At 69.3% G+C, this 24,400-nt stretch carries 24 protein-coding genes and 5 pseudogenes; 15 read left to right on the plus strand and 14 right to left on the minus strand.

Translation table 11 applies throughout. The features are described from left to right. Positions 1-16: 16 nt before the first annotated feature. The 7 genes and pseudogenes from G3I56_RS15500 to G3I56_RS15525 all read left to right on the plus strand — a co-directional run bounded on the left by G3I56_RS15500 (position 17) and on the right by G3I56_RS15525 (position 5,300). The gene (locus G3I56_RS15500) at positions 17-472 is read left to right on the plus strand and encodes a DUF5707 domain-containing protein (RefSeq protein ID WP_164409559.1); all 456 of its coding nucleotides are present in this window, start codon (positions 17-19) and stop codon (positions 470-472) included. 237 nt (positions 473-709) lie between these two features. Continuing rightward, positions 710-1,261, plus strand: a pseudogene (locus G3I56_RS15505) (transposase); the annotation flags it as partial. Continuing rightward, positions 1,258-1,590, plus strand: coding sequence for a hypothetical protein (locus G3I56_RS15510; protein ID WP_164409560.1), 333 nt, complete (start codon positions 1,258-1,260; stop codon positions 1,588-1,590). The pseudogene G3I56_RS15505 and the gene G3I56_RS15510, both read left to right, overlap by 4 nt. A 474-nt stretch (positions 1,591-2,064) precedes the next feature. Beyond that, positions 2,065-2,193, plus strand: coding sequence for a hypothetical protein (locus tag G3I56_RS44715; RefSeq protein ID WP_275406728.1), 129 nt, complete (start codon positions 2,065-2,067; stop codon positions 2,191-2,193). A gap of 589 nt (positions 2,194-2,782) precedes the next feature. Beyond that, positions 2,783-3,010 (plus strand): hypothetical protein, encoded by a 228-nt coding sequence (locus G3I56_RS15515; protein WP_164409561.1) that lies wholly within the window; start codon positions 2,783-2,785, stop codon positions 3,008-3,010. A 61-nt stretch (positions 3,011-3,071) separates the two neighbouring features. Beyond that, a complete protein-coding gene (locus tag G3I56_RS15520) occupies positions 3,072-3,563 on the plus strand; it encodes a hypothetical protein (RefSeq protein ID WP_164409562.1) in 492 nt (163 codons plus the stop codon). Between the two features lie 588 nt (positions 3,564-4,151). After that, the gene (locus G3I56_RS15525) at positions 4,152-5,300 is read left to right on the plus strand and encodes a hypothetical protein (RefSeq protein WP_164409563.1); all 1,149 of its coding nucleotides are present in this window, start codon (positions 4,152-4,154) and stop codon (positions 5,298-5,300) included. Between the two features lie 27 nt (positions 5,301-5,327). Here the strand turns inward: G3I56_RS15525 and G3I56_RS15530 are convergent, their stop codons facing one another. The 4 genes from G3I56_RS15530 to G3I56_RS15540 form a co-directional block, all read right to left on the minus strand. Next, positions 5,328-6,215: a hypothetical protein gene (locus tag G3I56_RS15530; RefSeq protein ID WP_239134911.1), complete on the minus strand. Its 888-nt coding sequence runs from the start codon at positions 6,213-6,215 to the stop codon at positions 5,328-5,330. Continuing rightward, complete coding sequence (locus G3I56_RS43830; RefSeq protein WP_239134912.1) at positions 6,182-6,334, minus strand: hypothetical protein; 153 nt, start codon at positions 6,332-6,334, stop codon at positions 6,182-6,184. The genes G3I56_RS15530 and G3I56_RS43830 overlap by 34 nt, the downstream gene beginning before the upstream one ends. 156 nt (positions 6,335-6,490) lie before the next feature. After that, positions 6,491-7,285: a serine/threonine protein kinase gene (locus tag G3I56_RS15535; protein WP_164409564.1), complete on the minus strand. Its 795-nt coding sequence runs from the start codon at positions 7,283-7,285 to the stop codon at positions 6,491-6,493. A gap of 112 nt (positions 7,286-7,397) precedes the next feature. Then, positions 7,398-7,535 carry a hypothetical protein gene (locus tag G3I56_RS15540; RefSeq protein WP_164409565.1) on the minus strand — a complete coding sequence of 46 codons (138 nt, stop codon included), beginning with the start codon at positions 7,533-7,535 and terminating at the stop codon, positions 7,398-7,400. 230 nt (positions 7,536-7,765) lie between these two features. On the opposite strand from G3I56_RS15540, the gene G3I56_RS15545 reads away from it, so the two are divergent. Then, entirely contained in the window at positions 7,766-11,527 is a 3,762-nt protein-coding gene (locus tag G3I56_RS15545; protein ID WP_164409566.1) for an AAA family ATPase, read from the plus strand. Positions 11,528-11,976: 449 nt separating this feature from the next. Then, complete coding sequence (locus G3I56_RS15555) at positions 11,977-12,606, plus strand: hypothetical protein (RefSeq protein ID WP_203689947.1); 630 nt, start codon at positions 11,977-11,979, stop codon at positions 12,604-12,606. 584 nt (positions 12,607-13,190) lie between these two features. Here the strand turns inward: G3I56_RS15555 and G3I56_RS43835 are convergent. The 3 genes and pseudogenes from G3I56_RS43835 to G3I56_RS45045 all read right to left on the minus strand — a co-directional run. Beyond that, a pseudogene (locus tag G3I56_RS43835) lies at positions 13,191-13,406 on the minus strand (helix-turn-helix domain-containing protein); the annotation flags it as partial. Between the two features lie 620 nt (positions 13,407-14,026). After that, entirely contained in the window at positions 14,027-14,173 is a 147-nt protein-coding gene (locus G3I56_RS15565) for a hypothetical protein (RefSeq protein WP_164409459.1), read from the minus strand. Between the two features lie 33 nt (positions 14,174-14,206). Further along, entirely contained in the window at positions 14,207-14,395 is a 189-nt protein-coding gene (locus G3I56_RS45045; protein ID WP_343239965.1) for a hypothetical protein, read from the minus strand. Between the two features lie 85 nt (positions 14,396-14,480). Between G3I56_RS45045 and G3I56_RS45050 the strand changes: the two genes are divergently transcribed. Next, positions 14,481-14,873 (plus strand): DUF4232 domain-containing protein, encoded by a 393-nt coding sequence (locus tag G3I56_RS45050; protein WP_343239963.1) that lies wholly within the window; start codon positions 14,481-14,483, stop codon positions 14,871-14,873. A gap of 278 nt (positions 14,874-15,151) precedes the next feature. On the opposite strand, the gene G3I56_RS15575 is transcribed toward G3I56_RS45050, so the two are convergent. From G3I56_RS15575 to G3I56_RS15585, 3 genes are all read right to left on the minus strand, one after another. Next, positions 15,152-15,829 carry a polysaccharide deacetylase family protein gene (locus G3I56_RS15575; RefSeq protein WP_164409570.1) on the minus strand — a complete coding sequence of 226 codons (678 nt, stop codon included), beginning with the start codon at positions 15,827-15,829 and terminating at the stop codon, positions 15,152-15,154. A 2-nt stretch (positions 15,830-15,831) separates the two neighbouring features. Further along, positions 15,832-16,515 (minus strand): glycoside hydrolase family 11 protein, encoded by a 684-nt coding sequence (locus G3I56_RS15580; protein ID WP_275406729.1) that lies wholly within the window; start codon positions 16,513-16,515, stop codon positions 15,832-15,834. Between the two features lie 293 nt (positions 16,516-16,808). Next, the gene (locus G3I56_RS15585; RefSeq protein WP_164409571.1) at positions 16,809-17,570 is read right to left on the minus strand and encodes an alpha/beta fold hydrolase; all 762 of its coding nucleotides are present in this window, start codon (positions 17,568-17,570) and stop codon (positions 16,809-16,811) included. 64 nt (positions 17,571-17,634) lie between these two features. Between G3I56_RS15585 and G3I56_RS15590 the strand changes: the two genes are divergently transcribed. Then, on the plus strand, positions 17,635-18,066 hold the full coding sequence (locus tag G3I56_RS15590) for a MarR family winged helix-turn-helix transcriptional regulator (protein ID WP_164409572.1): 432 nt from the start codon (positions 17,635-17,637) through the stop codon (positions 18,064-18,066). Between the two features lie 145 nt (positions 18,067-18,211). Here G3I56_RS15590 and G3I56_RS43840 read toward each other — a convergent pair. The 4 genes and pseudogenes from G3I56_RS43840 to G3I56_RS15610 form a co-directional block, all read right to left on the minus strand. Next, a pseudogene (locus G3I56_RS43840) lies at positions 18,212-18,497 on the minus strand (zinc-binding dehydrogenase); the annotation flags it as partial. 43 nt (positions 18,498-18,540) lie between these two features. Further along, complete coding sequence (locus tag G3I56_RS15600; RefSeq protein WP_164409574.1) at positions 18,541-18,861, minus strand: hypothetical protein; 321 nt, start codon at positions 18,859-18,861, stop codon at positions 18,541-18,543. Beyond that, positions 18,858-19,232 (minus strand): TraR/DksA C4-type zinc finger protein, encoded by a 375-nt coding sequence (locus tag G3I56_RS15605; RefSeq protein WP_164409575.1) that lies wholly within the window; start codon positions 19,230-19,232, stop codon positions 18,858-18,860. Before G3I56_RS15605 ends, G3I56_RS15600 begins: the two co-directional genes overlap by 4 nt. 46 nt (positions 19,233-19,278) lie before the next feature. After that, a complete protein-coding gene (locus G3I56_RS15610; protein ID WP_164409576.1) occupies positions 19,279-19,605 on the minus strand; it encodes a TraR/DksA C4-type zinc finger protein in 327 nt (108 codons plus the stop codon). Between the two features lie 347 nt (positions 19,606-19,952). Between G3I56_RS15610 and G3I56_RS15615 the strand changes: the two are divergent. The 4 genes and pseudogenes from G3I56_RS15615 (at position 19,953) to secD (ending at position 24,339) form a co-directional block, all read left to right on the plus strand. Beyond that, a pseudogene (locus tag G3I56_RS15615) lies at positions 19,953-20,905 on the plus strand (sensor histidine kinase). After that, positions 20,902-21,567 carry a response regulator transcription factor gene (locus G3I56_RS15620; RefSeq protein WP_164409577.1) on the plus strand — a complete coding sequence of 222 codons (666 nt, stop codon included), beginning with the start codon at positions 20,902-20,904 and terminating at the stop codon, positions 21,565-21,567. Before G3I56_RS15615 ends, G3I56_RS15620 begins: the two are co-directional and overlap by 4 nt. A gap of 65 nt (positions 21,568-21,632) precedes the next feature. Continuing rightward, the gene (locus G3I56_RS15625; RefSeq protein WP_164409578.1) at positions 21,633-22,043 is read left to right on the plus strand and encodes a hypothetical protein; all 411 of its coding nucleotides are present in this window, start codon (positions 21,633-21,635) and stop codon (positions 22,041-22,043) included. Positions 22,044-22,109: 66 nt separating this feature from the next. Beyond that, positions 22,110-24,339, plus strand: a pseudogene (gene secD / locus G3I56_RS15630) (protein translocase subunit SecD). Positions 24,340-24,400 lie beyond the last annotated feature (61 nt).

Here is a 24,400-nt window from a genome sequence, read left to right on the forward strand (position 1 = left end):
GTTGGGGGAATTTCTCATGGCGCGTCGTATCGTTCTGGCTGTGGCTGCCGGTGTCGTCGTTCTCGGTGGTGCCGGAGCCTTTGCTCTCGCCTATGCCGGGGAGCAGCCTCTTTCGGTGGCGCACAGTGCCGCCCGTTATGCGGCTCCTGTCGGTGACCGTGCCGGCTCGTTGACCTTCACCACTGACGTCACGGCGTCCGCCGGTGTCAAGGGCGTGAAGGTCCTGGCCTGGCCGTCGAACTCGTCTTTCTTCGCCAAGCAGGGGCTGACCGCCAAGGACATGGCTTCCGTGGAGTCGGCCGTGTGCAAGCCGTCGGGCGGGGACACCGTGCGCTGCACCTACACGGTTCCCGTGACCCGCGCCGACGCCGAGACGTCCGAGCGTGGTGTGTGGCACGTCGCCGTGCTGGCCACCGCGAAGGACGGCGACACGAAGCTCGTCACCAAGGCCGCCGACTTCACCGTTGCGTGATCCGATGCGCAGGCGGCGGATGTCGGTGGACGGTGGGGAGTTCGAGGTCGGCCGGCCGGACAACAGCCCGGTCACCGACCACTTCACCTCGCCGGCCGGCTGGGCGGCCCCGACCCGATCGGCGAGCCGTTCTCTGGGACGCAGGCGCTCCCGTCCCGGCAGACGTGACGGGACGGGACGGGCGGGTCTCCAGCTCCGGGTACGCCTTCGTCTCCAGCCTGTGCGCGGATTGCGTGGCTGGTCGTCGGCGACGGTGCGATGGGACTGTGGAAGGCGCTGGCCGAGGTGTTCCCGGCGGCCCGGCATCAGCGGTGCTGGGTCCACAAGGCCCGCAATGTCACGAACTGCCTTCCGAAGTCCGCTCAGCCGGGCGCGACGAAGGCGATGCAGGAGATCTACCACGCCGAGGACCGGGCCCACGCCGAGAAGGCGATCGAGGCGTTCGCGCGCACCTACGGCGCCAAGTGGCCCAAGGTCGTTGCGAAGATCACCGACGACGCCGAGGAACTGCTGGCGTTCTACGACTTCCCGGCCGAGCACTGGATCCACCTGCGGACCATGAACCCGATCGAGTCGACGTTCTCCACCGTCAAGCTCCGCACCAAGGTCACCCGCGGCGCCGGAAGCCCGGCCGCGGCCCTCGCGATGGTGTTCAAGCTCGTCGAGTCGGCCCAGGCCCGCTGGCGCGCGATCACCGGCGCCCACCGGCGCCCACCTCGTCCCTCTGGTCCGCGCGGTACCCGGTTCAAGAACGGCGTCCTGGTCGAGCGAGAGGGGGCAGCCGCGTGAGCGAGATCCCCGGCCCCGGCAGTCGTCGTAGCAGCGTAGAACTGCGGATTGAACGGGTCATCGTCGCATCCCTCGAACAGGCCACTGTCCATGTGCGCTGCCTGCGGGGACCGGTCCGTCGCGGTGTCCGCTTCAACCGGCTCAGCGGTTCAGCCCAAGCAATCGACCTGGCGCTGACGCAGGCCGTCGTCTACGGGCATCGAGTGGCCGAACTCGACACTGGCCTTACCGCCTTCGTGACGCTCCGAGGACAGGGCGTTCAGCATCTCAAGTCGGGAACCTTGGCCTCCAGGTCGCAGGTCATCGAAGGCACCAACCCCTTGCCCTAAATCAGCGATCCACAGGAATTGACAATTACTCTCGATCGAGTGACGGCGGATCGGTTCTGCACACGGGAGGCCGCGGGTGACGGGTCTGGTTGTTGTAGACCGACCCCCAGCCGTCCCAGTTGGTAAGGGTGTAGCGCCCGCACTGATACAGCCCGAACATTCGTCCACCAAAGAAGGTGTCGGTGTAGAGGCAGGCGGCGGTGCATGGGCAAGGACTGAGGGCCTGCGATGAGACGCCGACGATGCCGGCGTTCAAGTTGTCGGCTGCTCTAGCATCGACCTGCTGGGACGCCATGGCGACGCCTGGGGTAGTCACCCGGGCCTGCGGTGGCCGACGGCGCTGAGAGCGAGGGCCGAGACCAAACGGCCTGGTGGCTGCGTACAACGCCTCGGCGCCGCTTGTCCTGTCTCAGGTAAGTCCGGGTATCGAAGGTCTTCGGACCTGGGATGCCCGGAGAAGCCTTCAAGCCGCGTATGGCAAGCACCTGGTCCGCATCGGCGAACGAGCGGATCCTCTGCGCGAGTGGATCCGCCGAGCTCGCGCCGGACGTCGCCGTCCGGCCGGTCCGCCTGCTCTGTGGGGAAGTGGCGACCGCCGCCTGACCGTGCTGAGTGGGAGCGGCGCGGCTCAACTTCGGTCGTTCTTCGGTCGTGTCCCGCTTCGTGGTGTAAGAGACCTCGCTCGACGCGCTCCGGTAAGCCGCGCGTCGGCCCCCCATGGGACACGGCTCCCGGGTCGCGTAGCGGCTGATCTGCCGTCAACACCATGCGCGGCGATGACCTGCGAATTCCGGCGCCTTGATCCGTTACACCACATGGCGGGACGCCACCCGTTCTTCGGTACGCGGGGCACGGCGTACCTCGCGGTGATGGTGTTCCGCTGACCTCCTTTCCTTGATTCTTTCCCGCGCGGTCCGCCGGTGGCCCTGACGTATGTCAGGACCGCCGACGCGTTCGTCCTCCTAGCGTTCAGGGCGTTGCTGGCGAACGTCTTCGGAATGTCGGAATGGGGGAGAGAGCATGATCGGACGCACCGGGCGGGTCGCGGCAGCTTCCGCCGTCTGTTTGAGCCTGGCGGTGCCGGCCTTGACGGCGTGCACCCCTGGACCCCCGGCCGTAGAGGCCGCCACCCCGGCGACCGCCAACCCCGGCCCCACCACGGCCGCGCCCCGCGCCCTCACTCAGGCTGAGCATGAAAAATCGTGCGACCTCGCTGGAGAACACCGGCTACAGCGGGTCGTACGACGACGTCAACCTCTACTGGGGCATCGACCAGGGCGGTTCGTACGCCTGCCTCGGCCAGGGCGACCACTGGCTGGACCTGTCGATCCACGCCGAGCACTTCGACCACTGGGGCACCGGCAACGGCCAGCCGCTCTACAACAACATCGCCTCGCACTCGTGGACCGACAGTTGCTGACCACGGCCGCGCGGCTCCCCGCGCTGGCGCTTCATTTCTCTTCCGAAAGGACCGGATGACGATGTTCGCATTCACACTGAGGCCCACTCTCGCCTCGGCCGCCGCGCTGGTGGTACTCACCGCGGGAGTCACCCTCGCGGGCGGCACCGTCGTGGCGCGGGCCGGGACCGTCGACTGCGTCAAAGGCGCCAACGGATTCCACGACCACCCGGACGACGCGTCCGGGGACACGGCGAAGCCCAGAACTGTCCAGCTGGGCGACGGCGTGGTACTCACCCTGGAGAAGGGCGTGTGGGACGACACGCAGATCGGCTTCGGCAAGATCAGCGGTACCACCCACCCGGGCGACAACCTGTGGATGGACTGGAAGGCGCGAATCGGCGAGCCCAACGCCCAGTCCCCGTGGCTCCAGTGCGGGCCCTTCACGGTCGGGACGGCTAAGCAGAGCCTGACCACTCCTTTCCGGCGGACCAGCAACGACTCGGCTTACCAGTTCCGTGTATGCGGCTCGCTGAAGTCGAACGGCGTGGTCCAGTGCTCCACCTGGTGGTGAGGCGGACCACCGGGCAGGACGTCCCACGAACACCCTGACCACCAGGGTGAGAACGCGCGTTGCCACGGCACGACAGAAGTACGTGGTCATGACGCGTCTCACCGTGGCCGTGGAGTTTCATCGGACTGACGGGGCGGCGGCCTCCGCCGCCCCGTCAGGGCCGGCTACGACAGGGAGGCACGGAGACCTCGGCGGCGACATGACCCACGTGTACGGGGAGACCACGGCCCATGTGACGCAGCAGGCCGCCTTCTCGACACCGGCCTGTCGCGCTCCGCGATCTCGTCATTCGAGACGTACAACAACTGCGACGAACAGCAGGCCGTCCTCAACGACGGCCGGACCACCTTCTGCCAATTCGGCTCCGCCACCCTGTATGTGGGTGACCGGGCGAACGACGACATCGCCTACGTCAAGGTCTGGGACGCCCTACAGGGCCCATGCGCCTGTCTCGTTCCAGGACGCCTGTATCACTGGCGTGCCAACGCCTGGGACGACGATCGGACATCAGATCCCGGTCGACAACCGCAGCCGAGCCACACCACGTCGTCTCCTCCGCAACTCGATCGATCTCAGGGAGCACTACCTGTGAAGCTCCGTCTTCTCGCTGCCGCCGCGCTGCTGCTGATCGGCGGCGCGGCCGGGCCCGCAGCCGCCGACACCCCGGCTGGGCAGCCCGTGCAGCCCCGTGCCGCGTCCGTCGAGGTGCCCGCCGGCGTCAGCGCCGGGGTCGCCGTCTTCGACCGGCGGACCGGTACCTTCACCGAGCAGTTCAACTCCAGCGCGGGCTTCCGCTCCGCCTCGGTCGTCAAGCTGCTCCTGGCGCTGGACTACCTGTGGAACCGGGGCCCCGACTACACCGTGCCCTCAGCCGACCGGGCATGGCTGGAGCCGATGCTGCGCAGCAGCAACGACGACGCGGCCAACAACTACTGGTCGGACAACGGCGGTACGGCGATCATCACCCGCATGGTGAGCCGCCTCGGCCTCAAGGACACGGCACCACCGCCCACCGGCTACGAGGGCTACTGGGGCTACACCGCGCTCTCCGCTCGCGACACGGTGACGATCTACCGCTACCTCCTGGACTCGGCGCCCGGCCCCATGCGCGACTTCGTGATGGGGAACCTGCGCCAGTCCACCCGCTGCGCCTCGGACAGGTTCGACCAGCACTTCGGTGTCGCCGGGGCGTTCGAGAAACCTTGGGCGGTGAAGCAGGGTTGGGCTGGGTCCTCGTACGAGAAAGGCACCTGCGGCCCGCCGCGCGCCGCTACCGCGACGGGCACCGCGAGCCCGGCACCGGCCGCCCCCGCGGGCGTGGACCTGACCCGGCCTGCGCTGCACAGCACGGGCACCGTCGGCGCCGGTGACCGCTCCATCGTGGCCGTGTTCACGCTGCATCCCGTCGGCACGTCGTACGGGAAGGCGTACACGGATATCGGCCGGTTGACCCGCTCCCTGAACGTCCCCGGAGCCGCGCGGGCCGCGGGATGGTGGTACGGCACGTGGAGCGACCATGTGAACGTCCGTCCCAACCCCGACACGGACACCTCGCCGATCACCCAACTCCCCGCAGGCGTCGAGGTGTTGGTGAGCTGCCAGGCAAGGGGTGAGGAGGTCAGGGTACCGCCGTACACCAACGAGTGGTGGGCGTACCTCCCGCAGTACAACGGCTGGATCTCCAACATCTACATCAACTCGCCCGACAACAAGATGCCGGACGTCAAGGACTGCTGAATGGCCTTGAGCGACAGCTCCGCTGCCTCACCGCTCGTAGGCGGCGAGGCAGCGGAGCACTTTCTCGACGTGGGGCCGCACTCGTTCGGGGACGCCGCCCTCCGTGATGACCGTGCGGTCGCTCGTGCGGTAGCCGGCCGCCATCAGTGCGGGAAGATTCTCGGCAGGCATGTCGGCCTTCTTGGACTGCTGGTCGAGCCGGCACACGTACAGCGACATCGTGGAGATCGCGGCCGGCGGCGACCGATAGTCCTTGTCGCCATCGCCATCGCCATCGCCATCGCCGTCGACCGCCCAGGCCCGGAACGCCGACAGCGTCGACATGGCGATGCCGTACTCCTCGCTCGCCGGGCGGGCCGCGTTCACGTCGAAACCGCTCTCCTCCTTGAGCATGGCGGCGAGAAAAGCGGGCGTGACCTCCGCGTCGGTGCAGCGGTGGGCAGCCTTCACGATGACCGGCCGCAGTGCTTCGGCGACGTCGGAGGCCTGAGGGATCTCCCCGGCGGCCGGGCTGTGCGCGTCGGTGACGACGGCCGGTGTGCCGCGCGCCCAGTCGTCGTCATCCCCGCCTCCGTCGCCCCCCCCGAGCAGCGCGGCCCCGGCGATCGCGGCCGACGCCGCAGCGAGCGCCACGGCGGCGACCGGCATCAGCCGGCGTCGGCCACGCGGGCTTGCCAGTTGCTCAATCCGGACCGAGAGGCTCGCGGCGGTGTGGCGCAGGTCGCCGTGCACCCAGCCGGCGCCGTCCATATGGGCGAGCCCGGCGGCGACGCCGAACAGGACCCGCACGGCGTCCAGGATCGGTCCGCCTGTCCCGGCAGTGTCCAGCGCCTGCCGCAGACTGGCCTCGGCACGGTCCATGATGAGCGCGATCGCCCCGTTCAGCGCGGGCAGACCGGCGCGTCCACAGTGCACACGGCATGCGTCCGTACGAGGTGCGGATGGTCCGCTTCGGCGCTGAACCACACCTCGGGGGCGACCAGTTCACCGAGCGCGGCACGCTGACCGGGCGCCAGGGCACCGGTCGGCAGCACCTAAACTGCCGCGACCGTGCCGTCCGCGAAAGCGCGGGCCGTACATGGTCCCCCAGCCGCCCGACCCGATGACGGCGTCCAACTCCCAGCCGTCGATCCGGAAACCCGTCGGCAGCCGCGGCATCCCGAGGGCACCCTCCTCGGCACCTGGCGTGCTCACGCGCCGCTCGTCTGCGGGACGGGCCGTCTGCGGGACGGCAACAGGGCGAGATGCTCCTCACGCACCAGGCCGAAGCGCAGGGCGAGTGAGGCGAGTCGGGCACGTTTGGCACCCGTGCGGGTGTTGCCGTCCGCTCCGGGCTCGCCGCCGACGTCCAGACGCAGCTTGGCGAAGGTCAGATAGTCGATGTGGTAGTTCACCGCGGAACGGGTCAGCCCACGACAGCTCTCCAGCGGGCGGAGCCTCTCCGCGATGTCCCCGACGCCCGGCAGCGTGCCGTCCGAGGGGGCGCGCAGCCTCGGCTCGCACAGGGCTACCAGCACCAGGAAGTACTTCGCCGTCGCATCGAGCGCGTAGGGGTGCACGGTCGACTCCTCCGCGCAGGGCGAGGACTGCTCGTCCAGATAGGCGTGCTGCGGAGCGAACACCTTGAAGTCGACGGTCCCGGACAGCGCGGGCAGGACGACTCGGGAGAACTCGAAGGGCACCGGTACTCCGAGCCGACCGGGCGCGACGGTGATGTACTCTCCGGCACCCTCCAGGTTCTCGACCGCATACGCGGTGTCACGGCTGAAGTTCGACAGCCGCCAGTAGTCCTCGGCCGCCTCCAGCCGCCCAGCGCGCCGGGAGATCCCGGGATCGGGCAGAACAATGGAGACCTCCCGGCCGCCGGGTACCCCGCGTCCGAAGTCGGCCACGTCGCCCGGCCCCATATGCAGTAACTCGGTCCCGGACGCGCCGGCTTCACCCGGCCGTGACGGGCCGGGCGGCTGCACGATGATCGTTTCCATGCTGAATTTCCCTCGATGTGGTCGCCATGATCGCAGAAGCGATTCCGGTTGCCGCCGACCCGGCGTCTCCGCACCGGGCAAGGCGTGTCTCCTGGTCACAGTCGCCGCTCCGCTACCAGAACGCGCAGTCGGGGCTGCAGACGGTCTGCTCGATCCAGCAGGCCTGGGCTCCGGACGATTGCGCGTGAGCGCCGGTGTTGGGGGTGACCACACTCAACAGGCGGTCGCCGAGCATTGAAGTGCCACGCATACCTTCTCCTTCGCTACGTCGGAGCGCGGGCTTGGGGAGGCCCCGGCTTCGATCGATGCGCCGTCCGCTTGTGGGGCGCTGGACAAGAGTTTTGGCGGTCGGCGGATTGTCTGGCAGGTCCCTTTCACCACTTCGGACAATCTGCAGGCCCTGGCTGAGCGGGTGTTGGGGATGCCCAGGGGCAGGGGTTAGCGTCAGGTGAGGCACGTTGGTGCAGTGACGGGGGAGTCATGGGGCGTCGGGAACGGCCGCTGGATCCGGCGGAGGGTCCGGTCGCGCGGTTCGCTTATGAGTTGCGGAAGTTGCGGCAGGAGGCCGGTGGCGTCACCTACCGGGTGATGGCGGGCACGGCGCACTACTCTGCTGCGACCCTGGCGCAGGCTGCGGCCGGGGACCGGCTGCCGTCGCTGTCCATCGCCCTGGCTTATGCCCAAGCGTGCGGTGGTGACCGTGCGGAGTGGAAGCAGCGGTGGCGCGAGACCGCGCGGGAAGTGTCCGGGCAGGCCCGCGAGGCCGAGGACGGCAGTGAGCCTCCGTACCGGGGTCTGGCCCGTTTCGGCATCGACGATCACGAGCGGTTCTTCGGCCGGGACCGGCTCGTCGACCAGTTGGTGGACATGGTCGGCCACAAGCAGTTGGTGGTGGTGACCGGGCCTTCCGGCAGCGGCAAGTCCTCTGTGCTGCGCGCCGGACTGATCGCCCGAATACAGCGGACCGCATCCCGGCAGGAAGGACCTGCCGCGATCCGTGTCCTCACCCCCGGGCCGAGCCCGGCCCGCACGCACGCCGGAAACCTGGATCCCGGGACGGCCCCTGCCAGCACAGTGATCGTCGTGGACCAGTTGGAGGAGGTCTTCACGCTCTGCACCGATCCGGCCGAGCGGACCCGTTTCCTAGATCTGCTGTGCGACCTGCGGTCCGCTCATCAGGGCATCCGCGTCGTGGTCGCCGTCCGGGCCGACTTCTACGGCCACCTCACCCACCACCGCCGTATCGCCGAGGCCGCCCAGGACGCCACCCTGCTGGTCCCGCCCATGAACCACGAAGAATTGCGGGAGGCCATCGTCCGGCCGGCCGCACTGGGCGGGCTCGTCGTCGAACGCGCCCTGACCACCCGGATCATCCGGGACGTCGCCGACGAAGCCGGCGGCTTGCCCCTGATGTCCCACGCCCTGCTGGAAACCTGGCGTCGGCGCAGCGGCCGAGTCCTGACCGAGGCAGCCTACGATGCCGCCGGCGGCATCCAGGGGGCGATCGCCCGCACGGCGGAAGACTTCTACGGCCACCTCACCCCGGAACAGGCCGAGACCGCCCGGCGGATCCTCCTGCGGCTGGTGACGCCCGGCCAGGGAAACCAGGACACCCGCCGTCCGGCCGACCGCGGCGAGATCACGAAGCTGGGCCCCGCCGCCGCGTCCGACACCGACCTGGTCCTTGACCGTCTGGCCCACGACCGTCTGGTCACCCTCGACAAGGACACCGTCCACCTCTCCCACGAAGCCGTCCTGTCCGCCTGGCCCCGGCTTCACGCATGGATCGAAGAGGACCGCGACCGGCTGCGCACCCAGCGCCACCTCACCGAGGCCACCCACACCTGGCAGACACTCGGCCAGGACCCCGGCTCCCTCTACCGGGGAGTGCGCCTGTCCGTCGCCGAGGACCACTGGGCCGGCCCCGGACAGCGGGACGATCTCACCCCGACGGAACGGCAGTTCCTCACCACCAGCCTCGCCGCACGCAACCGGCACCGCCGCCAGCGGCACACCCGCACGGCCGCCCTGTCTGTCCTCGTCGTCCTCAGTCTCGTCGCCGCCCTCACCGCATGGCAGCAGAACCGCACGAGCGACCGCCGCCACGGGGAGGCCGAGGCCCGCCGCATCGCGGCGGTCGCGGACAGCATGCGGTTCTCCGACCCGGTCACGGCGATGAAGCTCAGCGTGGCCGCGTGGCGGCTGGCCGACACCACGGAGACACGGTCGGCGCTGATCGGGGCGATGGCCCAGCCACAGGAGGATACGTTCGCCGTCCCGGGAGCCGACGCCGGGTTCGATGGCTCCGGCAACCAGGTGCGCCGGCTGACGGGCGACGGCAGGTCAGTGGTGTCCTTCACGAAAGACCGGGTCCGAATCTGGGATTTGCGCACGCGCCGCCTCACACTCTCCGCACGGGGTCCCAGACCGCCGTTGGACGACACCCCGGTCGCGGTGAGCCCGGACGGACTGACGCTGGCGCTCCTGACGCAGGGCGAGATCAAGCTGTGGGACGTACGGGCCGCACGGGTGACAGGGACACTCACCGGCGTGGATGCGATGGAGGCACCTCTCGTCTTCCGGAAGCACACTCTGGTAGCAGTGGACTGGGAGGGAGGTGCCGTCCAGGCATGGGATCTGCGCACCCAGCGTCGGATGCTGCGGATCTCCCTGCCCGAGGACAGCGTGCCCACCCTGGCCGCCAGCCCCGACGGCCGATGGCTCGCCCTGTGCCAGGACAAGCACCCGCCGGAGCTCTGGGACATTGCGCAGCGCCGGAAGGCTTCCGCGCCCTGGGCCGTGAAGGTCCGCGCCGGTGACTGCACCGACGACACCCTTGCCTTCACTCCCGACAGCAGGTCACTTACGGTCGTCGCCGACGACGGAATCCGAGGATGGGATCTGCGTACCGGGCACCAGACGCTGCACCTGAAAGCGGACGGGCTGACCAAGGTGTGGTCCGGATCCGACAGCGGGTTCCTGGTGGCCACGGGACCCCGCCAACTCCTCGTGTGGCGGCTGGCACATCCCTATCTACCCGTACTGCGTCAGCGGCTGACCCTCGGCGACTGGAACGACGTCGCCATCGACCGAGTCGCCGGAGCCGTGCGCTACCTCAATGGCTCCGGCACCGTCGTCCGCTCGCTGGCCATCGGCACGGCGACGACAAAGGGGTGGGTGCAGCACACGGCGGACCGGGCCGAACTCTCCGAGGACGGCCAGGTCCTGGCACGCTTCGCCGTAAAGGACCGTGCACGACACCTTCAAGTCGTGGACACCCGCGACGGGCGGATCCTCTTCGAGCCGCCGACACCCGCGTGCCCCAGCAAGGACACCGGGCCCGGGGAAGCCTGCGCCGACCTCCTGGCACTCAGCGGCGACGGCAGATACGTCGTGCGCAACCACCACCAGGGGGCGTCGGACAAGACACGCATCACGGTGTGGGACGTCAGGACCGGTCGCGCACACGCCACCGTGGACATCCGGCCGGACGCCGAGGGTTCCATCGCTGTCAACGGGCTCGCCCTCGACCTCCACGGCCGTACCTTGCTGGTGTATCGGGCCACCAATCCCCTGGCCGTCGAGGTGTGGGACCTGACCAGGGAAAAACGCGTGAAGACGATACGCGGCAGTCTGTCCCCGGCCGGCGGCTTCTACTCCCTTGGCGTGCGCCTGGCTCTGCGCCCCGACGGAGGCAGCCTGGTGACACAGGAGGGCACGGTCACCGACCTCCGCAAGGAACGCATGGAATCGCGCGTGCTGGGCGATGAGATAGCCAGCGTCGCGGCGTTCAGCCCCGACGGCACCCTTCTCGCAGTCGGTGACGCCATGGGCCGCATCACCCTCTGGGACGGGGCGTTGCGCACACGCCACGGCGTGCTGGACAGCTCCTCGTCCGACGCCGGTGCGGACACCACCGGCGGGATATCAGCCTTGGCCTTCTCACACGACGGGGGCACACTGGCGGTCGCCGGGGAGGCCGGCACCCTACAGCTCTGGGACGTCGCGTCCTCCCGACTCCTCGGCTCCACGCTGCCGACCCCGGGTGACCAGGTACTCGCACTCGCCTTCGACCCGGACGACACCACCCTGTACGCCGCCGGCACAAACGTGCCCGTGGAGAAGTACGACCTGACTCCCGAGCACCTGGTCACCACGGTCTGCAAGCGCACCGGCTCGGGACTGTCCAAGTCCGACTGGAAGACCTACCTCCCGAACGTCCCCTACCGACAGACCTGTTGAATCTGCGATCCACTCACTGACCACGATGGGCCCGTCACGTCGGTGGTGTTCTCTCCGGACGGCCACCTCCTCGCCACCGCAGGCGAGGACAGCATCGTGCGACTTCCACGGTCGTCGACGAACCCGATCGCGCTGCCCTCGCACACCCTGATCCCCATCTGCAGATGACAGCTGCACCCGGGACCCGCGGCACACTGGGTCGTTACCTGGGACCGCTCAACCCGTAGACAGCTGAGTGACTATGAGGCGGCTTGCTTCAGCGCGGTGAGCTGAACCGCCGAACCTGAGCCGACCACGGGCGGGAGTGAGAGATCACCGGCCTCGAACCCGGTGGCAGGACGGTGACAATCGGGACGGATCCGTAGCGGACGTACAGGGCAACCGTCACGGGGCGTGGTGGGTCGTACGGGGGGCAAGGGCACAAGCCCGCGCATTCGACCGGGGAACCAATGGGGGAGACCATGCAGATCCGTACCCGAGGCATCCGTACCACCGTGGCCGCGCTGGCGGCCGTGGCCGGTGTCGCCGCAGCCGCTGTCCCGGCCGCCGCCACCACGCCGGCCTCCGACACACCGCGGTTCCTGGAGCCGGCCGACCTGCCGCCCCACCCGTCCTCGCCGTGGTACGCCGGAGCGGTCACGGCCGGCCAGCCCGACCCGCTGCCGATGTGCGTGGGCGACGCGCTGCCGTCCACCACCACGCACCGGGAGTACTGGACGGAGTACGACACGAACGCCCAGCAGCTCACGGTCGAGGGGCGCAGCGAACAGTGGGCGAAGGACTTCGCGGCGCTGCTGCGCAAGGACCTGGCCGGCTGCGCGAAGAAGCTCATGCAGCAGGACCCGGACATCACGGCGACGCAGAAGTACTACGGCCGGCTGAACGTCGAGGAGGGCGCCGACGTCTACGGCATCCACACAGCCTCCGCCTGGGGCTCCTCCGACATCGGCCTCTTCTCGGTCGGCCGCGACGGCGCCACCGTGACGGTCGTCCGGTGGGGCCAGATGGGCACCTTCCAGCACGCCCAGGTGGCCGACTTCAAGGCCACGACCGTCACGGCGGTGAACAAGCTGTACTGAGCTTTCTTTTTCTTCCGGTCTCGAACGGCGTCTCGAACTGAGTCCTCACCTGGGAGTTCGCCGGACGTGGAGGCGGCCTTCGTCTGATCATGTGCTCCGACCAAGGTGCACGTGACCCCGACGAAGGCCGTGAGGTGAGTCTGCTGCCCGGAGGGAAGCGGTCGCGGAAGCGCCACGCTTCCGGGGCGAGTTCTACGAGTGTGCCTCGAAGCACACCTGGGAGGCCGCCGTCTCTGGCTACCGCGTCCTGGACACTGGCGAGGTCGACATGGACTCAGCCGGCATCACGCTGCGCAGCACGAACCTCTTCGGCCTGGAGGCCACGCCCGAGTGGCTGACGGACCTGATCGAGAAGTACGCCCCGAGCACCTGGTAGCTCCGCCCGAACCCCCGGCCGCGCGCCGGGGGTTCGCCGTTTGGCTGCCCAACCCGCCCCGCCGGAGAGGGACGTGACCATGGAACCGGCCTCGTCCGCTCACCGTCTTGACCCGCGCCAGCGTCCAACGCCGGTCTTCCCAGCCATGCGCGGCCGGCCCCTTGGCCAGCTCCGCCTCCAGCTGGGCGAATTGCTTCTGGCTGAGCCTCGGAAGCGACGCCGGCCCCTGCGACCGCAGAGCCCGCGGACCGCCCTCGTCCCACATGTGCCGCCACCGCTGCACCGACCGGACACTGACCCGCAGGTCCTTCGCGATCGCCGAGCTCGCCTCACCCTGGGCAAACCTCTCGGACGCCTTGAGCCGTAACTCCTCGCGGAACTGCTGCCGTTCGGCGGTCAGCCCGCCCCCTTGTGGATACCGCATGCCTTCGGTGACACCGCACGGGCGACGAGTCGTCAGCCCCTACGACTCCACGAGTTCATCCTCAGTAACGACCTTCTGCATGAGGTGAGTTGGCCGGGAACGCAGAGGACCAGGGCCAGGCTGAATGAAGGGTGACCATAGGCCGAGGTGCGGCGTTGCACCGACGAAGGTGTGCGTCTGTCCTGAGTGCGGTGCCCCGACGAAGGCGAGCCTGCGCAACGTCACCTCTACGAGCACTCGGTGCCGGGGCGCCCCGGGATCTGCCCGAAGCCCGGGGAAGTGGTCCTGACCGGCCCGGAGCTGAGGAACAGCTACGAGTGCGCGTGCGGTACCTGGGTCCGGATCACGCACAAAAAACTTCTTGCCCAGCACTTCATGCCCGAGGGGGAACGGTGCCCCCTGTCCGGAGAGCCGATAGTGGCTCGGCGACGTCGGCGCTGACCGCGCAACCCGTATCCGGGCCGGGTTGCGCAGTTCGTCCTCGGCGACATGGCGCTGGAGATCTTTACCGATGCGTCCGGTGCGCAAGAACGACGCCCGCGGCCTGGAGGCCGCAGGTCAGGAACTCGGTCTGCCGGGGCGTTCCACGGTGATTGTGGCCGGATTTCGTCACCGGGGGGTCACAGGTCGGAGTGCGGGAGAACTGCCAGCTCCACGGTTGTGTCTGGTTCGACGAGGGCGGCGAGGAGCCGTGCTCCGGACAACTGAGACTCGGGGGACAGCATGCGGTACGTGAACGGAATGCGCGGTTCGGCGGTGGCGGTCATCGTGGTTTCGGCGGCGCTGGCGGTGGCGGGATGTCAGCCCGATGGGGGCGGTGCGGACACCGGAGACAGCGGAGTCACCCCGTCCGGGGCCGTCAGCTCAGCGTCCTCCTCCACGCCAGGCGCTCCGGAGCCCGGCAGCTCCGCCTCCGGTTCCTCCACGCCCTCCGGCCCCTTGACACCCTCCGCCTCCCGGCCCGCATCCTCCGCGCCCGACTCCTCCACGGCCCCGTCGTCCGCACCCGCTCCGGGCGGTTCGCCAGCGACCTGTTCCGCGGGCAGTCTGAAGGCGACCGCCCGTCAGGCCGCAGTGCGGCCGCCCGGTACGGGGACCGGGGCGGCCGTTGTCGAGTTCACCAATGTGTCCGGACGGACGTGCGTTCTCAAGGGGCACCCCACGGTGGCCGGCGCCGGGAACGGCTCTCCCGAGATGAACGTGCCGCTCACCGTCAAGCAGACCGGAGCCGCGGCGCCGGTGAAGGTGTCCCCCGGCGGCAAGGCGTGGGTGAAGCTGACGTTCGTGCAGGTGCAGGGAGAGGGCGACGGATACTGCGTGTCCGGTTCGGCGCCCGTGGTGTATCCCACGATGGTCGTCCGGCTGCCTGGGTCCGGGGCGCACCAGGTGGCCCTGGACGACGGGCAGTTCGCCGAGTGCGACGACACCGTGACCGTCACCGCCGTATCGGCGGCCAGGCCTTCTTGACCGATTCCAGACGCAGCACCAGCGCGCAGCAGGACGATGTCCAGCTCAGCACGTGATCCTCAAGAGGCGGCGAAGCGGACGCCTTCCCACGCGTGCCTTGGGCCGGCCGGCATCAGATGTTCGGCCAGATGGCGTCCAGGTGGTCGTCGGCGCCTCGGTGAGGCCGGAGGGACCCCGGGAGCGCGGTCGTCGATGGTGGTGGGTATGCGGGCGGTGGCGCGGCAGCTGTGGGCTGCCGCGCCACCGGTGCGGGGTACCGCTGTACTGGGAGGCGTTGACTACGGGGCTACGGCCCGGCCGGTCGCCGGGGAGATCTTCCCGGCGCACAGGCCGCGGCCTGTCAGGCCCTGCGCGATGCGCGGAACCGCGGCGAGCGTGTTCGCGGACCAGTCGTGCATGAGGATGACCTGTCCGTTGGTGAGCCTGGCGGCGGCCTGCACGATCGCGTCGGTACTGGCACCGTTCCAGTCCTGCGAGTCGACATCCCAGATGATCTGGGTCAGACCGTACTTGGCGGCGACCGCCTTCACCGTCGCGTTGGTCTCGCCGTACGGCGGTCGGAAGAGCACCGGAGTGCCACCGCCCGCGTTGGCGACGGCCTGCTGGGTCCGGGAGATCTCCGAGTCGATCTGCGACTGGCCGAGCTGGGTCAGATGCGGGTGGGTGTAGCTGTGGTTTCCGACCCACATGCCGGCGTTCACCTGGGCGCGGACCAGGGACGGGTTGGCGGCGGCGTACTGACCCTGGTTGAACATCGTGGCCCGCAGCCCGTTCCGCGTGAGGGCGCCCAGCAGTGCCGTCGTGTTGGTGGACGGGCCGTCGTCGAAGGTGAGCCCGACATATCCGTTGCAGGCGGCGGCCTGCGCAGGGGCGGCGGGGTGGCCGGTGAGGACGGTGGCGGCGGCCAGCGCGGCGGCGGCCAGTAACGGGAGACGCCTTGCTTCCATGAGGGTCATGGCTAGCCCACCGTGATGTTGGAGCTGCCGCTGCTGTGGTAACCCTCGGTGGCGAGGATCATGTAGTAGTTGAAGCCGCCCAGCGGCATCCCCGCGCGGGCCCAGGCGTCGAAGTGGTTGCCGGTGGTGATGGTGCCGCCGGTCCGTTTCGACTGCCGGACGCTCCAGTACTGGTTGAAGGTGCGGGTGCCTTCCACGGACGGGGCGTTGTAGCGGGTGGTCTGGTAGATGTCGTACGTACCGCCGTCGCTGGTGACAGTGCCCTTGTACGTTCCCGTGGGCCGGTAGGTGCCCCAGTTGTCGACGATGTAGTACTCGACGAGCGGGTTCGACGTCCAGCCGTACAGCGCCAGGTAGGCGTTCCCGGACGGGTTGAAGCTGCCCGAGTAGCTCACGGTCCTGCGTGAGCCCCTGCTCCAGCCCTTGCCGGCCACGAAGTTCCCGGAGTTGCTCCATGAGGTGCTGTAGTTGCCGCCGGAGTTGAGGGTCATGGAGACGGTGCCAGGGGCGTCGGTCCAGAACGAGTAGTAGTAGCCGTTGTTGGTGCCGGTCTGGTTCGTGGTGATGACCGTGGCGGCCTGTGCGGTGCCGGGCAGGCTCAGTCCGGCCACGGCGACCAGCAGCATGGTGGTGATGCCGCTGATGAGAAGCCTGAGCCGGGATACGGGTGCGGGTGCCTTGTTCATGTGCGTGTTTCCTCCTCGTCCTCATGGGACCGATGGGGGCTGCTGAACACGCGACAGTGTTGGCCGGGTCACGTCAGGTGTCAATAGTTTCGGTATTCACTTCGAAACATTCGAAATCCCTGATGACTGTACCTGGGACAGGTAATTCCTGTTCAGTGACGCAATTGGCTCGATCGGCAAGGGTATCGGTGACTCCAATTGGCGTTCCTCTGAAGTTCGGAGTAAATGCTCTAGACCCATTTTTCGAATGTTTCGAAGCCTTTATGGATCTCGATGGGCCACCTGGACACTCGTCAGTGACGCCCGGTCTCGGCGGCGAAGGTGTCGAGCAGGGCGAAGGTGCGCGCCGGCTGTTCGAGATGGGGCAAGTGGCCTGCTTCCGCCACGACTTCGAAGCGGGCGTTCGCGAACGACGCGGCGTACTCCTTGCCGTAGGCCGGGGTCACGATGCGGTCGCTCTCGCCCCACACGGCGAGGGTGGGAACGGTTACGGCCGCGAGGCGGGGGCGGAGAGTGGGGTCGCTCATGGCGGGGCCGCCGGAGAAGACGCGCAGTGCTGCCATGTTGGTCTGCATGACGGCGAGTCGCTCGGCCGGGAGGGTCGCCGGGTCGACGTAGAACCGCTCGGAGTCGTGGAAGGCGTGCTCGGCGACGCCCTGCGCGTCGAGGGCGAAGAAGTCTGGGACCGGTTCGCCGTAGACCTCGATGCCGACCGAGTTCAGCAGGACGATCCCGCTGATCAGGCCCTCCGTGTCGGCCGTGGCCAGTTCGGCGGCGATCCAGCCGCCGAGCGAGGAGCCGACGACCAGGACGTCGGACAGGTGGCGGTCGCGGAGAAGGCGCAGGTAGGCGCCGGCGAGGTCGGCCACCGTGGTGAAGTGGTCGGGCCTGGGGGTGCCGTTCCAGCCCGGGTGGGTGGGCAGCAGGGTGTGGGCCGTCGTACTGAAGTGTTCGGCGATCGGGGTGACGGTGGCGGGGCCACCGCCGCCGTGCAGGACGAGGACAGGGCGGGCGGTGGTGGGGCCGGATGCAGTGAGTGTCAGTTCTGAAGTCATGGCCAGGACTGTAACTAAAGATATTTATATAAGCAAGCTTAGTTTGCGTGTTAGTCTGCTGGACATGCCCGTTGAACCGCAGATCCTCGGCAAGGCCGTGAAGGCCGCCCAGTACCGCCAGCACCGAGCGCTCGACAGCCGCCTCGCGTCCGTCGGCAGCACGCTCGCGCAGTGGGACGCGCTACGCGCGATCGGCCGCACGCCCGGCGCCAGTGCCCGGGAGCTGGCGGCGTCGACATTCCAGAGCGAGCAGGCGTTCGGCACGCTCGCAGGCCGACTGGTGGCACAGGGACTGGTGGACCGGCGCCCCGGGCACGGCCGACGGTTCGAGCATCACCTCACCCCTGAAGGGGAGCGGGTGCTGAAGGCGGGCCACGACGTGGCGAACTCGGTGCTCGCCGAGTGCTTCGAGGCTCTGGCGGAGACGGAGCGAGAGACGCTGCTGGGACTCCTGCGGAAGATCGAGGGACGGCCCGAAGGCGAAAACAGCCCCTGACAAGAACCTGCAGTGCATGGAGCAGACCAGGCCTTTGCCTTCCGCATCGTGCGGCGACCGGCCCCACCGGTGCCGCCTCGTCAGGTTCCGCACGCGCCCTCAATCCCTCAGTGATCCGGATGATGCTGCGGCCGGGGACGCGCCGCGGGTGGGAGACGGTGACAAGCGTGCCGCCGGTCCGTACGAGCGAAGCCGAGTGGTCCCAGGATGTCGCCGCCGATCACGTCGAACACGACGTCCGCCTGCCCGGCGTCCTCCAACCGGTCGGTCTCCAGGTCGAGGAACGCGTGCGCGCCCAGGTCGAGCACGGTGTCCCGGTCGGCGGCGCGGCCCTTGCCGACCACCCGGGCTCCGGCTTCGCGGGCGGGTTGGACGGCGACCGAGCCGACAGCGTGGGCCGCGCCGTGGATCAGGACGGTCCGGACGGTCGTCGCCAGGGGCTTGCCAGGCCGGGGGTGAGGATGGAGCGGTGCGTCAGCGGGGGTGCGCGGACCCGGTGACCGTGATGGTGGAGGGGTGGGTGTGGACGGCCTGGAGGAGTTTCGCGGCGCCGCGGACCGCTGCGGTGTGCGGGGCGGGGACGGGCTGAAGGGGAGCGTGCAGCTGCCCGGTGAGGTGGTAGGTGATGTCGGGCCGTAGTGCGCCCCCGCCGGCGAGGAGGGCACCTCGCCGTCCGGACGTCCAGGCGCGGGTACGGGCGCTGCCCAGGTCCAGGGCGATGCCGCTGCACTGTCGGCACCAGGGCCACGAGCGGTGCCGGGCGCCCGGGGGACGGGGACCGGGTGCGGTGGTCACCGGCCCGCCTCCCTGACCTGCTGGCAGCGGGCGCAGTAGCGGGCCTGCGGCACGATCATCAGCCGTTCGCGGGCGATGGGCCTGCGGCACAGGTGGCAGGTGCCGTAGCTGCCGTGGTCCATGCGGGTGAGGGCGGCTTCGACGTCGTCGAGGACCATACGGGCGGAGGCGGCGAGCTTCACGCGGACCTCGATCTGGGAGGTGGCCTGCCGGTCGAGAAGCGCGTCGGCGCGCGTCGTGGCGGCGGCTGAGAGCTGCTGCAGCTGTTCCCGGCGGAACAGGCGTTGTTCGTGCAGGTTGTCGCGCAGTGCGGCGAAGTCCTCGGTCGACAGAGTGGTGTTGCGGTCGTCGATGGTCTGGTGGTTCACCAAGTCACCCCCTGGGCAGGGCGGAGAAGGGAAGGTGGACGGGCGGTCGTCAGGCGGCGTCGCGCTGGCAGGGCACACAGAACGGTGTGTAGGGCAGGATCTCCAGGCGCTCGACCGGGATCGGGCCCGAGCAGTTGCGGCAGACGCCGTAGCTGCCGTCCTGGACGCGGGTGATGGCGGCCTCCACCTCGGTGAGGACCCGCCGGATGATGGCTCTCTGCGTGGACATCATCAGCTTCTCCGCGTCAGGCCCGGCCTCGTCGATGGCCCGCAACTGGGTGAGGCGGGAGGCGCGTTCGTGTTCGAGGCGCTGGAGCGCCTCGTGGGCCGTCAGCCGCTCACGACGGGTTTCGGTCCGGGGCGTATCGAGCGACATGGCGATTCCTTCTTTCAACGAGGCGGCGGCGGGGCGCGCCGGGCAGGACGTCGTCGGGGGAGAGGGCCGGGGGAGTCAGGGGCGGCGGTTCTTCATGCCTCCACCGTGGTCGCAATGCCCCGTAGAACACATCGGGCGCGATACCCATCTGCGCCATGGCCAGTACCCATCGCGGCGAGTGCGGGCCAGGCCCGCGAAATGGGCACTGGAGCCCATCGACGTGGGAGCCGGCAGCGGGCAGCCTGGACACGGGCCGGTGAGGACCAGTGGCCGCAGCTCACGCTCGGGGTGCGCGGTGGCCGACAGTAGAGACAAAGCCGTGTCACACGCAGAAAGGCGTCATCCCGTTGTCACTGTTCTGGCGGATCTTCGCGCTCAACGCGGTAGTGCTGGGAAGCGCCACCGCGCTTCTGCTGTGGGCTCCGGTGACCGTCTCCGTGCCGGTGGCACTGACCGAAGCCGTCATCCTCGTGGCCGGCCTGGCCGTCATGCTGGTCGCCAACGCGGCCCTGCTGCGGATCGGCCTGGCCCCACTCGACCGGCTCACCCGGCTGATGGCCACCGTCGATCTGCTGCGCCCCGGGCAACGGCTGCCGGAAGGGGGACGCGGTGAGACCGCCGAACTGATCCGCACCTTCAACGCCATGCTCGAGCGCCTCGAGCACGAACGGGCGTCCAGCAGCGCGCGAGTCCTGCTCGCGCAGGAAGCGGAGCGGCGCCGTATCGCCCAGGAACTGCACGACGAGGTGGGCCAGAGCATGACCGCGATCCTGCTGGCACTTGAGCGAGCCGCTGCCGACGCACACGAACCCCTGCGCGGTGAACTGCGGCAAGCACAGGAGATCACCAGAGGCAGCCTGGACGAGGTACGGCGCCTGGTGCGCCGACTGCGGCCGGACGTGCTGGAGGACCTAGGTCTGGTCAGCGCCCTGACCTCGCTGACCACCGGGTTCGCCACCCACGCCGGACTGCGCGTGGTGCGTCGCTTCGACGCCGGCCTGCCCGTGCTGGACCAGCAGACGGAGCTGGTGCTGTACCGCGTCGCCCAGGAAGCCCTCACCAACGCGGCCCGCCACGCCGAGGCCGGCCAGATCGAGGTGAGCCTGCACCACACCGGCGAGGCCGTGGTGCTGGCCGTCGCCGACGACGGCCGCGGAACCGGGATCGCACGCGAGGGCGCGGGAATTCGCGGAATGCGCGAGCGGGCCCTGCTGATCGGCGCCACGCTGGACGTCACCTCCCAGCCCCGGGCCGGTACGACGGTCAGGCTGACCGTGCCCCCCTCAGGAAGCAGCCATGACCACGCCGCACACATCCGTGATCCGCATCCTCCTCGCCGACGACCACGCGCTGGTACGCCGAGGGGTGCGGCTGATCCTCGACCGGGAGCCGGACCTCGAGGTCGTCGCCGAGGCCGGGGACGGCGCGGAGGCCATCGAGATGGCCCGCACCCACGAGGTCGACCTGGTGGTGATGGACATCTCCATGCCCCGGATGACCGGCCTGCAGGCCACCCGGGAACTCCTCGCGCTGAAGCCCGGAGCGCGGGTGCTGATGCTGACGATGCACGACAACGAGCAGTACTTCTTCCAGGCGCTGAAGGCCGGCGCCAGCGGATACGTGCTGAAGTCCGTGGCGGACCGTGACCTGGTGGCGGCCTGCCGGGCGGCCATGCGTGACGAGCCCTTCCTGTATCCGGGCGCGGTCACCGCGCTCATCCACAACTATCTCGACCGGGTCCGCCACGGCGAGGAGTTGCCCAAGCAGGTGCTGACCGCGCGCGAGGAGGAGGTCCTCAAACTCGTGGCGGAGGGCCACTCCTCCAAGGAGATCGCCGAGATGCTCTTCATCAGCATCAAGACCGTCCACCGGCATCGGGAGAACATGCTGCACAAACTCGGCATGCGTGACCGGCTGGAACTCACCCGCTACGCGATCCGCGCCGGCCTCATCGAAGCCTGAGTCCGCCGTTTGCTGTCCGCCGTTTGTTGTCTGTTGTCTGCTGGCCGTAAGGAAGGGGGAGGGGGGTGGTCCGCTGCACGCGCACCGTCCCGGGCGCCCGTGGTGCGGGCGCGGGCCTGATGTGGGCCGTGCTGGTCGCCGTCCTCATCACCCTGCTCGGCCCGTCCACTCTCGGCAGTGAGCACCTCCGGGTACCGGGCGGCGCAGTGTCCGCCGCCGAGGCCACGCCGGCACAGGGCGAGCCGTACGCGGAAAACGCGGACCAGGCCGACTCCACCGCTGCCGTTCGCAGCCACCGGGATGCCACCGGCGAGCGTCATGCTCCGTCGGTCTCCGCCCCGGGCGTGTCAATGGATGCGGCGACCGGTCCGCTCCAGCCCGCGCGGGCCCCGCTCTCGGCGACAGCCCCACCCGCATCGGAGCAACCGGCAATCCGGCACGGCGTACGGGCACCACCTTCACTCTCCGGCATCTGAACCTTCCCTCTCCCTTCCTGACCGCCGCCACTCTCCTGGCCGCGGTGTGCCTGCCGGAGGCCCGCTGTGAACCGATCCCCGCACATCAGAGGACTGATCGCCCTCGCCGCTGTCGCCCTGTCCCTGTACGTCGCGCTCACCGTGCCCGTCCACCTCGGACTCGATCTGCGGGGCGGCACCCAGATCGTGCTGGAAACCCGCCCCACCACCGCTGCCGACGCCGACGACGAGGCCACGGACGGCACCGTGGAGGTGCTGCGCGGCCGTATCGACGCGCTCGGAGTCGCCGAACCCACCATCGCCCGCTCCGGCAGCGACCGGATCGTCGTCGAACTACCCGGCCTGCAAGATCCCCGGAACGCGGCCGACGTGCTCGGCCGCACCGCCCAGCTCACCTTCCACCAGGTGGTCGGAGTGGCAACCGGCGCCGACGACCAACCCGAACCGCTGCCCAAACGGCCCCGCCAACAGGTGATGGCTGACGAGTCCGGCCAACTTCTGCGACTTCAGGCGGCCTCACTCACCGGCAAGGACGTCGAGGAGGCAGCCGCCCGCTTCGACCAGCAGGGCGGCGCCGGATGGCACGTCACCGTCGACTTCAGGGGATCGGGCGAAAAGGGGTGGGCCCGCCTGACCGGCGATGCCGCCTGCCGTACGGCCGGGGATCCGGCCCGTCGGGTCGCCATCGTCCTGGACAACAAGATCGTCTCCTCGCCGCAGGTCGACCCGTCCGTCTCCTGCCGGTCCGGCATCAGCGGCGGCTCCACCCAGATCACCGGATCCTTCGACGACAGCGAGGCCAAGGAGCTGGCGTTGCTCATCAACGGTGGCGCGCTGCCGGTGCCGGTCGAAACCATCGAGCAGCGCACCGTCGGCCCGACCCTGGGCGCCGAGGCCATCACGGCCAGTGTCTGGGCCGCCGTCATCGGCACCGGATTGACCTCGTTGTTCATCATCGCCGTCTACCGGATCATGGGCGCCCTGGCGACCGTGGCCCTGGCCTGCTACGGCCTCATCTCCTACGCCACCCTCGCAGCCCTCGGTGCCACCCTCACCCTGCCCGGCCTCGCCGGATTCGTGCTGGCCATCGGGATGGCGGTCGACGCCAACGTGCTTGTCTTCGAACGCGCTCGCGAGGAGTTCGCCTCGCGTCACCGTCCTACCCCCCCGGTCGTCCCTGGCCGCCGGATTCCGCAGGGCCTTCAGTGCGATCGCCGACTCCAACATCACCACGTTGATCGCGGCTGCCCTGCTGTTCTTCCTCGCCTCCGGGCCAGTGCGCGGGTTCGGTGTCACGCTGGGCATCGGCGTCCTCGCCTCCATGCTCAGTGCCCTGGTCATCACCCGCGCCCTCGCCGACTACGCCGTCGCCCGCCCCCGCCTGCGCCGCCGCCCCCACCTCACCGGTATCGCCCACACCGGCGCCGTCCGCGACCGCCTCACCCGTACGAACCCGAACCTGATGCGCCACCCGCGCCGGTGGCTGGCCGCCTCCGCCGCCGCGCTCGTCCTGGCCGCCGCCGGGATCGCTGCACGCGGCCTCGACTTCGGCGTCGAGTTCACCGGTGGCCGCCTCATCGAATACAGCACGGCCACACCCGTCGACCCCGACCGGGCCCGCACCGCGCTCGCCGACGCCGGATTCCCCCGGGCAGTCGTCCAGACCTCCGGTGAGAACCGGCTCACCGTCCGCACCCACCACCTGAGCAACACCCAGGCAGCGACCATCACCGACACCATCACCGACCTTGCCCGCCAGACCGACAAGATCCGCGACGAAGCCATCGGACCCAGCCTCGGCAAGGAACTGCGTCAAGGCGCCCTCGTCGCCCTCGTCGTCGCCCTCGGCGCCCAGCTCATCTATCTCACGGCACGCTTCCGCCGGCTCCTGGGAACATCCGCGGTCGCCGCCCTCGCCCACGACGTCGTGATCCTCATCGGCGCCTTCGCCTGGCTCGGCAAGCCCGTCGACGGCGTCTTCCTGGCCGCTCTGCTGACCGTCATCGGCTACTCCGTCAACGACTCCGTCGTCGTCTTCGACCGGATCAGGGAGATGGGCCGACTTGACCGCAAGGAGCACTTCGCCCGCATCGCCAACCAGGCCCTCCTGCAGACGCTGCCCCGCACCGTCAACACTGGCATGGGAGCCGCCTTCATCCTCACCGCACTGGCCGTCCTGGGCGGCGATACCCTGACCGACTTCGCCCTCGCCCTTCTCATCGGCCTCGTGGTGGGCACGTACTCCTCGATGTTCACGGCCACACCGCTGGCCATCGAACTGCACAAGCGCACGTAGACGACGCTCACTTCATCCCCGTGGCCACCGGCAGTGTGTCAGCCACTGAGGTGCAGAGGCT

The organism is Streptomyces sp. SID12488, from assembly GCF_010548275.1.
GTDB lineage: Bacteria > Actinomycetota > Actinomycetes > Streptomycetales > Streptomycetaceae > Streptomyces.

Coding starts and splice junctions, on each gene's coding strand:
- G3I56_RS15500 (WP_164409559.1), top strand. CDS start 17: ATGGCGCGTCGTATCGTTCTGGCTGTGGCTGCCGGTGTCGTCGTTCTC.
- G3I56_RS44715 (WP_275406728.1), top strand. CDS start 2,065: ATGGCAAGCACCTGGTCCGCATCGGCGAACGAGCGGATCCTCTGCGCG.
- G3I56_RS15515 (WP_164409561.1), top strand. CDS start 2,783: ATGAAAAATCGTGCGACCTCGCTGGAGAACACCGGCTACAGCGGGTCG.
- G3I56_RS15520 (WP_164409562.1), top strand. CDS start 3,072: ATGTTCGCATTCACACTGAGGCCCACTCTCGCCTCGGCCGCCGCGCTG.
- G3I56_RS15535 (WP_164409564.1), bottom strand. CDS start 7,285: ATGGAAACGATCATCGTGCAGCCGCCCGGCCCGTCACGGCCGGGTGAA.
- G3I56_RS15540 (WP_164409565.1), bottom strand. CDS start 7,535: ATGCGTGGCACTTCAATGCTCGGCGACCGCCTGTTGAGTGTGGTCACC.
- G3I56_RS15545 (WP_164409566.1), top strand. CDS start 7,766: ATGGGGCGTCGGGAACGGCCGCTGGATCCGGCGGAGGGTCCGGTCGCG.
- G3I56_RS15555 (WP_203689947.1), top strand. CDS start 11,977: ATGGGGGAGACCATGCAGATCCGTACCCGAGGCATCCGTACCACCGTG.
- G3I56_RS15565 (WP_164409459.1), bottom strand. CDS start 14,173: ATGACCGCCACCGCCGAACCGCGCATTCCGTTCACGTACCGCATGCTG.
- G3I56_RS15575 (WP_164409570.1), bottom strand. CDS start 15,829: ATGACCCTCATGGAAGCAAGGCGTCTCCCGTTACTGGCCGCCGCCGCG.
- G3I56_RS15580 (WP_275406729.1), bottom strand. CDS start 16,515: ATGAACAAGGCACCCGCACCCGTATCCCGGCTCAGGCTTCTCATCAGC.
- G3I56_RS15585 (WP_164409571.1), bottom strand. CDS start 17,570: ATGACTTCAGAACTGACACTCACTGCATCCGGCCCCACCACCGCCCGC.
- G3I56_RS15590 (WP_164409572.1), top strand. CDS start 17,635: ATGCCCGTTGAACCGCAGATCCTCGGCAAGGCCGTGAAGGCCGCCCAG.
- G3I56_RS15610 (WP_164409576.1), bottom strand. CDS start 19,605: ATGTCGCTCGATACGCCCCGGACCGAAACCCGTCGTGAGCGGCTGACG.
- G3I56_RS15620 (WP_164409577.1), top strand. CDS start 20,902: ATGACCACGCCGCACACATCCGTGATCCGCATCCTCCTCGCCGACGAC.